Source organism: Bacteroides timonensis, assembly GCF_000513195.1.
Lineage (GTDB): Bacteria > Bacteroidota > Bacteroidia > Bacteroidales > Bacteroidaceae > Bacteroides > Bacteroides timonensis.
The window spans coordinates 154,253-164,522 of record NZ_CBVI010000008.1 but is presented as its reverse complement, the minus strand read 5'-3'; the positions used below and the strand labels follow the sequence as shown (position 1 = coordinate 164,522).

Here is a 10,270-nt window from a genome sequence, read left to right as displayed (position 1 = left end):
AGGTTGCGGCTAAAAGGGCTACACCATTTGCCCGAAAGGGTGTAGCCCTACCGGATAAAAGGTAATTTTGCCCGAAATATGAGCGTAAGTTTCCTCTGAAAAAGGTTTTATCCGCTATTTTCCGGTATATTCCGTTCGTTTCCAAAAAGTCTATTTGATTAAAAATTCACCTTAAACAGGTATTTTGAGTCTTTTACAAGAGTATTACTATGCAATATTCTTTTTATTATCCACATGCGCTTTCTATTTGTATTTCCCCAACAAGGATTCCTTGCATTCTTTTTCATCAAGCACCACACGATGGAGAAATACTCGATCCAGACATCATTATCCCATATCTCCGTACAAAACGATAACTGACAAATAAATTCAACTAATGGAAGTAAATATGGAGAACAAACGAGCTGGATGACGGGATAGTACTGCTTGTCATTTGAATCCTTTCTATACGGTTATGAATTAAATGGGGATTTATCGTGTGCAGGCTGAAAGCCTGATATTATATAGCGTAGGGCATCGCCCTACGTAATAGCATCTCCCCACTACAGGAGCCCTGAACGTACTTTAATGTATAAATAAGAAAGGTGTCATGACCGAAGGGAATAAAGGGCGAAACCGGGTATAACATCTTTATTGCGCCCCTTCAGGGCTTAAGATAGAGAGCGTAATCAATACGTAGGGCGATGCCCTACGCTATATAATATCAGGCTTTCAGCCTGCCGTCCCTAAATTATCATTTAGCTCATTACTTTCCGGGAATGAACATATTTCCGCCTGCGAACCCTAAATTAAGTTATATTCTACAGCGGGTATTCATCAAATGCATATAGCAACGTTGAGAGATACCGTTCGCCTGTATCCGGCAATAATGCAACAATAGTTTTCCCCTCATTCTCCGGAAGAAGTGCCAGACGAGTGGCTGCACTGACTGCCGCCCCGGAAGATATACCTACCAGCAAGCCTTCTTTCTGCGCCAACTCGCGTCCTGTACGGATAGCATCGTCATTTGTTACCTGCAATATTTCATCCACTACTGCCGGATTGTAGTTCTTGGGAACAAAACCGGCACCGATACCTTGTATCTTATGTGCTCCCGGAGCACCTCCCGAAAGTACAGGAGAGTCGGTCGGCTCTACCGCTACCACCTTTACAGCCGGATTATGTTTTTTCAGGGCAGCGCCTACTCCACTTACCGTTCCGCCAGTCCCTACACCGGCAACAAAAATATCAACATGACCTTCCGTATCCCGCCAGATTTCCTGTCCTGTAGTACGTTCGTGCATGGCAGGATTTGCGGGGTTGTCAAACTGCTGAAGAATCACTGCACCGGGTGTAGCTGCTTTCAGTTCTTCAGCACGGGCAATAGCTCCTTTCATACCATTGGCACCGGGCGTAAGCACCAATTCGGCACCCAAGGCTTTCAGTAAGTTGCGACGCTCAACGCTCATGGTATCGGGCATGGTGAGAATCAACTTATAACCTTTTGAAGCGGCTACAAATGCAAGTCCTATTCCGGTGTTTCCACTGGTAGGTTCTATGATAGTCGCTCCGGGTTTCAGCAAACCGGAAGTCTCGGCATCTTCAATCATTGCCAGTGCCACGCGGTCTTTCACGCTTCCGGCAGGATTGAATGACTCCAGTTTCACGATCAGACGGGCTTTCAGCCCCTTTGATTTATTGTAATTACTCAGCTCCATCAGGGGAGTGTTGCCCACCAGATCCGTGAGCTGTTTTGCTATCTTTTTCATAACATATTGGGTTTTAAATTATACTCTTCTTTCTAAATGACAAAGATAGAGGGTTAACGGTTCATAGGAAATACCATATTTGTGGGATTTTCATACTACAAATGAGGGATTTTCGCTGAGAATAGTTACCTTTGTACCCACCTTATTATAAAAAGGATATCCCAATGAGTCCATTGAACTTTACTCACATTTTGACACAGGCAGTCGATGAACTATCGGAAAGCTCATCTTACAAAGGACTGTTTCATCAGCACACGGACGGCACTCCATTGCCTTCGGCTAGGGCACTGCAAGATATTGTAGAGCTATCGCGTGCCATCCTCTTCCCCGGTTATTTTGGTAATTCCACAGTCAACAGCCGCACCATCAAATATCACATCGGCGTAAACATCGAACGCTTGTTCGACTTGCTGACCGGTCAGGTACTTGCAGGTCTTTGCTTCACCGGAAACGGAGAATGTACCTGCTGCACTGAACTTCAGCGTGAAGAAGCGGCACTGATTGCCGCTAAATTCATCAGCAATTTGCCGGGAATGCGCCGTGTACTGGCCACTGATGTGGCAGCCGCCTACAATGGAGATCCGGCAGCACACAGTTTCGGAGAAGTAATCAGTTGTTATCCCGCCATACGTGCCATCAGCAATTACCGCATTGCGCATGAGTTACTGAAACTCGGTGTGCCCCTTATTCCGCGTATCATCACTGAAATGGCCCACAGCGAAACAGGAATCGATATTCACCCGGGTGCCGCCATCGGCAGCCACTTCACCATAGACCACGGAACGGGTGTTGTAATTGGGGAGACGTGCGTCATCGGAAATAACGTGAAGTTGTATCAAGGCGTAACTCTGGGTGCCAAGAGCTTTCCATTGGATGCGGACGGTAAACCGATCAAGGGCATCCCACGCCACCCGATACTGGAAGACAATGTCATCGTCTATTCAAATGCCACCATCCTGGGACGCATCACTATCGGACAGGGCGCCACGGTGGGCGGTAACATTTGGGTAACAGAGAATGTGCCGGCAGGGGCAAGGATCGTACAAACCAAGGCGAAAAAATGAATCAACAACAGCCGAGTTCCAGGGTGTACAGATGCCGCACGCAGGATATATAGATGCCACACGTAGGATATATAGATGCAATAATCTGCCGATAATAGAGAGAATTAATATAAAAAACAGAATAGTCAAACAGTAATAAATAGATGAACGAACAATTTCAAATGATCGCCAAAACCTTTCAAGGTCTGGAAGAAGTACTGGCGCAAGAACTGACTGCATTAGGGGCAAACGACATAGAAATAGGCCGACGCATGGTGTCTTTCAGTGGAGACAAGGAAATGATGTACAAGGCAAATTTCTGCTTGCGCACAGCAATCCGTATCCTGAAACCGATCAAGAACTTCACTGCCAAAGATGCTGATGAAGTCTATGAACAAATCAAAGCTATCAGCTGGGAAAACATCCTGAATGTGGAGAAAACATTTGCTGTAGATGCCGTTGTGTTCAGCGAAGAATTCCGTCACTCCAAGTTTGTATCTTATAAAGTAAAAGATGCCATTGTAGATTATTTCCGCGAGAAATTCAACAAACGTCCGTCCGTACGAATCAACCGCCCGGATGTACTGCTGAATATACACATTGCACAAACCACGTGTACGCTTTCGCTCGACTCATCGGGTGAGTCACTACACCGCCGCGGTTATCGCCAGGAAGCGGTAGAGGCTCCGTTGAACGAAGTTCTGGCTGCCGGAATGATCCTCATGACGGGCTGGAAAGGAGAATGTGACTTGATTGATCCGATGTGTGGTTCGGGTACCATCCCCATTGAGGCGGCACTGATTGCACGTAACATTGCTCCGGGAGTATTCCGTAAGGAATTTGCTTTTGAGAAGTGGAATGATTTCGACCAGGATTTATTCGATACGATTTACAACGATGACAGTCAGGAATGTGAGTTTACACATAAGATATACGGATACGACAATAATCCGCAGGCCAACGAAATAGCAACGCACAACATCAAGGCAGCAGGTGTATCGAAAGACATTGTCTTGAAGTTGCAGCCCTTCCAGCAGTTTGAACAGCCGGCGGAAAAGTCCATGATTATCACCAACCCGCCTTATGGGGAACGTATTTCTACCAATAATCTGCTGGGACTGTATCAGATGATAGGCGAGCGTCTGAAACACGCTTTCACCGGAAACACGGCATGGGTGCTCTCTTATCGTGAAGAGTGCTTCGACCAGATAGGACTGAAACCGACTGCCAAAATACCTCTGTTCAACGGTGCACTGGAATGTGAATTCCGTAAATACGAGATTTTCGACGGTAAATACAAGGAATTCAAGAAACAGGAAGGTGAAGGCGAAGAGGGAGACGAAAACGGAGAATCCGGCTTCAAGTCAAGAGAACCGAGGGAATTCAAACCGAGGGGAGAAGGACGGGATTTCAAACCAAGAGAACCGCGCAAACCGGGCGAGTTCAAATCGAGAGACGACAGACCGAGAGAGTTCAGACCGAGAGACAGCAAACCCCGTGAGTTTGGTTCGAGAGAAGACAGACCGAGAGGTGAGTTCAAGCCAAGGGAATTCCGCAAGGATGGAGACAGAGAACGGAAACCGTTCGACAGGGAACGCCGTCCGGGAGGAAGCGGGGAGTTTAAGCCGAAAAGGGAGTTTAAGCCGAGAAAGAGGGAAGACGGGGAGTAAGTTGCTGATAAACAGTATAAGGTTCCAAATTGGCACCTTAAACTTACAAGACATAAAAGAGATAAGTTACGAGTATCAGCTTGATATTTCAAAGTGGGAGTTCAGACTAGGAAGTAGAAGATAACTTATTGGTAGACAATATAAGGTCGCAATTTGCGACCTTAAAAGAACAAGGCATAAATGGATGATCTAATTATTGTAGAGAATAAGATATACGAAATCAGAGGTCAGAAGGTGATGCTGGACTTTGATTTAGCGGAGATGTATGAGATAGAAACAAAGCGTCTAAAAGAACAAGTAAGACGTAACATTGAACGTTTTCCGGAAGATTTCATGTTTAGACTCACTGAATATGAAGCTAAGTCATTGATATCCAATATAAGGTTCCAAAATGGAACCTTATCAAACGATTGGTTTCGCTACGCCCCTTTCGCCTTCACCGAACAAGGTGTCGCCATGCTTTCCGGCATCCTCCGGAGCCCCAAAGCCATCGAAGTCAACATCAACATCATGCGTGCCTTCGTCCACATGCGTCAATATCTCCTCTCCCACGCCCCCAAGAAGGAGCTTGATGAACTAAGAGAACGCATTGAATATCTGGAAGAAGACGTTACTTCCGACAGAGACAGTTACGAGAAACAATTCGACGAACTTTTCTCCGCCTTTGCAAAGCTGAGCGCCGCAATACAAGTGAAAAGCACTCCGATGGGCAGAATAGAAATAAAAGGATTCAGAAAAGAGAATGAAACAAAAGACTATGAACATGAAGATAATCAGTAAATGGATGGGAATAGCGCTATTGGCGTTACCCACTCTCTTCACAACAAACGTTATGGCACAAGATTTAAAGAAACCGACGCTGGAAGACCTGATCCCCGGCGGAGAAACCTATCGCTTTGCTGAAAACCTCTATGGAGTGCAATGGTGGGGAGACACCTGCATCAAGCCCGGAATAGACTCCTTACTGGCAATAAACCCAAAAACCGGAAAAGAAGTTCTACTCGTGACGCGCGAGAAAATCAACCGGACCCTGGAACAGGAAAAGCTGGGCAAACTGAGACATCTGAGTCAAGTGAGCTTGCCTTGGGCTGATAGAACGCAGATGCTCATCACCCTGCCCGGAAGCTACACCGTTTATGACTGGGAAGCGGACAAGATTATCAGCAAACGGGATTTCCCGAAGGAGAGTGCCAATAAAGATTATCATATCGCGAGCGGCAATGTGGCCTACACTATCAAGAATAATCTTTTCGTGAACGACACCGCCATAACCAGCGAACCCGACGGCATCGTATGCGGACAAAGCGTACACCGCAACGAGTTCGGCATCAGCAAAGGAACTTACTGGAGCCCTCAAGGCAATCTGCTCGCCTTCTACCGCATGGACGAAAGCATGGTGACGCAATATCCACTGGTAGACATCACCACACGGGTAGGCGAACTGAACAATGTCCGCTACCCAATGGCAGGCATGACGAGCCACAAGGTAACCATAGGCATCTACAACCCCGAAACTCAGAAGACCATCTATCTGAACGCGGGCGACCCCACGGATCGTTACTTCACCAATATCAGTTGGGCACCGGATGCCAAAAGTCTCTATCTCATTGAGCTGAACCGCGACCAGAACCATGCTCAACTCTGCCAGTACAACGCTGAGACAGGCGAACGGATAAACACCTTCTATCTGGAAGAGAAGCATCCCAAATATGTGGAGCCGCAACACCCTATCCTTTTCCTGCCGTGGGACAGCAGCAAGTTCATCTACCAAAGCCAACGCGATGGTTACAATCATCTGTATCTGTTTGATACCAAAACCCTGGCTTATCCCGAAACGCACTCCGCAGCAGCAGGAGGCACCTATCGCCAAGGCTGCAAAGTGAAGCAACTGACACAAGGCAACTGGCTTGTGCAAGATGTGCTCGGTTTCAATGAAAAGAAGAAAGAAATCATCTTCACCGCCACCAAAGAGTCACCACTGCAAAGCAATATATATAAGGTGAACGCAAACAACGGAAAGATTACCCCGCTGGACAACGGCAAGGGCGTACACCGCGGAACACTGAGTGCCAGCGGCAACTATCTCATCGACACTTGGTCCAGCCCTGAAATGCCGCGCAGCATCAACCTCATGTCCACTCAGAACGGCAAAAGCATCAATCTGCTGACAGCCAAAAATCCGTTTGAAGGCTTCACCATGCCCAGCATCGAAACAGGCACCATCAAGGCAGCCGACGGCGTGACCGACCTTTACTACCGCCTTGTGAAACCTGCAGACTTCGACCCGGCAAAGAAATATCCCGCCATCATCTACGTCTACGGAGGCCCGCACGCACAGATGGTTACCAGCGGATGGCAGAACGGTGCACGTGGCTGGGACATCTACATGGCAAACAAAGGTTATATCATGTTCACCCTCGACAATCGCGGCAGTGAAAACCGCGGGCTGGCATTTGAGAACGTCACCTTCCGCAACCTCGGCATCGAAGAAGGAAAAGACCAGGTGAAGGGTGCCGAATTCCTGAGAAGCCTGCCTTACGTAGACGCTGACCGCATCGGCGTGCACGGATGGAGTTTCGGTGGACACATGACTACGGCATTGCTGCTCCGCTATCCCGAGATATTCAAGGTAGGCGTTGCAGGCGGTCCGGTCATTGACTGGGGATATTATGAAATCATGTACGGAGAACGCTATATGGATACGCCGCAGAGCAATCCGGAAGGCTACGAGAAGTGCAACCTGAAAAACCTTGCCGGCAATCTGAAAGGGCATCTATTGCTGATTCACGACGACCATGACGACACTTGTGTGCCTCAACACACACTTTCGTTCATAAAGGCTTGTGTGGATGCACGCACATATCCGGACTTGTTTATCTATCCCACACATAAGCATAATGTCATGGGACGTGACCGGGTGCATTTGCATGAGAAGATAACACGGTATTTTGAAGAGTATTTAGGAAATAAGTGATTACAATTAAAAGAAATATAAAGATGAAAGTATTATTATTAGGAAGCGGCGGCCGCGAGCATGCCCTGGCATGGAAAATAGCCCAAAGCCCGAAAGTAGAGAAACTTTTTATCGCCCCCGGTAATGCCGGCACCAGTGCGGTAGGCGAGAACGTATCCATCAAGGCAACCGATTTCCCTGCCTTGAAAGCCTTCGCTTTAGAACAAAAGATAGACATGATCGTGGTAGGTCCCGAAGATCCGTTGGTAGGAGGTATCTACGACAGCTTTACCGGAGATGCTTCCACCCAACATATTGCCATCATCGGCCCTACAGCTAAAGGTGCGCAACTGGAAGGCAGCAAAGAATTCGCCAAAGGCTTCATGGAACGTCACGGTATTCCCACCGCCCGTTACAAAAGCATCACTGCTGCTAATCTGGACGAAGGCCTTGCTTTCCTCGAAACCCTCGAAGCTCCCTACGTGCTGAAAGCCGACGGTCTATGCGCCGGAAAAGGTGTACTCATTCTCCCTACACTGGAAGAAGCCAAGCGGGAACTGGAAGAAATGCTCGGCGGTATGTTTGGTCAGGCCAGCGCCACAGTTGTTATCGAAGAATTCCTCAGCGGTATAGAGTGCTCCGTATTTGTGCTGACAGACAGCAAGAACTATAAGGTTTTACCTGTTGCCAAAGATTACAAACGCATCGGTGAAGGCGATAAAGGCCTGAATACCGGTGGCATGGGAAGTGTAACTCCTGTCCCCTTTGCCGATGAGGTATTCATGGAAAAGGTACGCACCCGCATCATCGAACCTACCATCCGCGGATTGCAGGAAGAAAACATCCTTTACAAAGGCTTCATCTTCCTCGGCCTGATCCGTGTGAAAGGCGAACCGATGGTGATAGAATACAACGTCCGTATGGGCGATCCGGAGACAGAAAGCGTCATGTTGCGTATACAAAGCGACTTTGTAGAACTTCTGGAAGGTGTACGCGATGTCAACCTCGACACCAAGACATTGGTAATAGACCCACGGACAGCCGCCTGTGTCATGCTTGTCAGCGGTGGATACCCCGAAGCTTACGAAAAGGGCAAAGTGATGACCGGATTTGAAGCAGCCACGGACAGCATCCTCTTCCATGCCGGAACCGCAATGAAAGACGGACAAGTGGTAACGAACGGCGGACGCGTGATTGCCGTATGTTCGTATGGTGAAACCAAGGAAGAAGCCCTTGCCAAAAGTTATAAAGTAGCGGATATGATCCACTTCGACAAGAAGTATTTCCGCCGCGACATCGGATTCGATCTCTAAAGAAAAAGTGATAATGTGGTAAGGTGATAATGTGGTAAGTTATCACTCTACCACATTATCACCTTACCACATTGTTAGTATATGATACGAAGTAAACGATTACAGAACCGGATTACAGCGGGGCGCTTCACCCTCCCCGCTGCTATCTTTCTATCACTGTTCTGCTGGGTACTGACTTCCATCTTATTACCCGAGATTCCAGTGATGAAAAGCAATTACCCATTGTGGGAAACCATCTACAACAATTGGATTCCGACATGGGCAAGTGCGCCCCTAAGCTTTCTGCTTTACGGTATAATCGGTTACTTCCTGATAGAGCTGAACAACACCTTCGCCATTATCCGTATGCGGGCATCCGTGCAGACAGCCATTTACTTCCTGCTGATATCTGTCTGTCCTGCCATGCACCAGTTATATGCCGGAGACATTGCCTCGACAGCGTTTCTGATATCCTTGTTCTTCCTGTTCAAGGGCTATCAACATCCACGTCCGGCGGGCACCATGTTCTACTCGTTCCTGTTTATCGGGACGGGCAGTCTGTTCTTCCCGCAACTGACATTGTTCATTCCCCTTTTCTGGATCGGTGCATACAGTTTCCAGGCACTCACTCCTAAGAGCTTTTTCGGAGGTCTGATCGGTTGGACACTACCCTATTGGTTCCTGTTTGGACATGCCTACTTCTATGGTGAAATAGAATTATTCTATCAGCCGTTCATCGAACTGGTGACGTTCCATCCCATTACTTTATGGAACTTCCCATTATGGGAAATCGCTACATTGGGCTATTTGTTCCTGTTGTTCATAGTAAGCTCCGTTCACTGCCTGGTGGCAGGTTACGAAGATAAGATACGTACCCGCAGCTATCTGCATTTCCTTATTTTCCTGACGTTCTGCATCTTCGTTTATATCCTGTTGCAACCGGCACAAACGTTTCATCTCCTGCCCTTGCTGCTGATAGGCGTCAGCATCCTGACAGGACATTTCGTGGTACTGACGAACAGTCGGGCTTCTAATGTGTTTTTCATTTGTGCCCTTGCCGGGCTTATACTCTTATTCGGATTTAACGTATGGATGCTTTTGTAGACTCACTGGTTCAACTCTTGATAGACTGGGGCTATCTCGGTTTATTTATCTCCGCCTTACTGGCAGGAAGCATCGTTCCGTTCAGTTCGGAACTGGTGATGATAGCACTGGTAAAGGTAGGGCTCAGTCCGGTGATGTGTGTATTCTTCGCCACGTTGGGTAATACGATTGGCGGTATGACGTGCTACTACATGGGGCGTCTGGGTAACGTAGTCTGGATAGAGAAATATTTCAAAGTAAAAAAAGAAAAAGTAGACAAGATGCAGACTTTCCTTCAAGGTAAAGGAGCATTGATGGGCTTTTTCGCATTCCTGCCCTTTGTGGGCGAAGTAATTGCCATTGCACTGGGTTTCATGCGCAGCAATGTATGGCTGACTACTTCGTCCATGTTTGCCGGAAAGCTGATACGGTATGCCGTGATGCTGCTGGCATTGCAGGGAGTAATATCTATGTTTTAAGT

General features: G+C 47.6%; 8 protein-coding genes. 7 read left to right on the top strand and 1 reads right to left on the bottom strand.

The genetic code is table 11. The features are described 5' to 3' along the window. Positions 1 to 800 precede the first annotated feature (800 nt). Entirely contained in the window at positions 801 to 1,748 is a 948-nt protein-coding gene (cysK, locus tag BN161_RS03155; protein WP_007211556.1) for a cysteine synthase A, read from the bottom strand. A gap of 164 nt (positions 1,749 to 1,912) precedes the next feature. Between cysK and BN161_RS03150 the strand changes: the two genes are divergently transcribed. The 7 genes from BN161_RS03150 to BN161_RS03120 all read left to right on the top strand — a co-directional run bounded on the left by BN161_RS03150 (position 1,913) and on the right by BN161_RS03120 (position 10,268). Beyond that, positions 1,913 to 2,812: a serine O-acetyltransferase gene (locus tag BN161_RS03150; RefSeq protein WP_044262995.1), complete on the top strand. Its 900-nt coding sequence runs from the start codon at positions 1,913 to 1,915 to the stop codon at positions 2,810 to 2,812. A 143-nt stretch (positions 2,813 to 2,955) separates the two neighbouring features. After that, a complete protein-coding gene (locus BN161_RS03145; RefSeq protein ID WP_044262993.1) occupies positions 2,956 to 4,461 on the top strand; it encodes a THUMP domain-containing class I SAM-dependent RNA methyltransferase in 1,506 nt (501 codons plus the stop codon). Positions 4,462 to 4,641: 180 nt separating this feature from the next. Further along, a complete protein-coding gene (locus tag BN161_RS03140; protein WP_044262990.1) occupies positions 4,642 to 5,241 on the top strand; it encodes an ORF6N domain-containing protein in 600 nt (199 codons plus the stop codon). Beyond that, a complete protein-coding gene (locus BN161_RS03135) occupies positions 5,225 to 7,435 on the top strand; it encodes a S9 family peptidase (RefSeq protein ID WP_044263031.1) in 2,211 nt (736 codons plus the stop codon). Before BN161_RS03140 ends, BN161_RS03135 begins: the two co-directional genes overlap by 17 nt. Positions 7,436 to 7,458: 23 nt before the next feature. Next, a complete protein-coding gene (gene purD, locus BN161_RS03130; protein ID WP_044262988.1) occupies positions 7,459 to 8,727 on the top strand; it encodes a phosphoribosylamine--glycine ligase in 1,269 nt (422 codons plus the stop codon). Positions 8,728 to 8,808: 81 nt separating this feature from the next. After that, positions 8,809 to 9,810 carry a hypothetical protein gene (locus BN161_RS03125; protein ID WP_081743619.1) on the top strand — a complete coding sequence of 334 codons (1,002 nt, stop codon included), beginning with the start codon at positions 8,809 to 8,811 and terminating at the stop codon, positions 9,808 to 9,810. Further along, on the top strand, positions 9,795 to 10,268 hold the full coding sequence (locus BN161_RS03120; RefSeq protein WP_044262986.1) for a YqaA family protein: 474 nt from the start codon (positions 9,795 to 9,797) through the stop codon (positions 10,266 to 10,268). Before BN161_RS03125 ends, BN161_RS03120 begins: the two co-directional genes overlap by 16 nt. The last annotated feature ends 2 nt before the right edge of the window (positions 10,269 to 10,270 follow it).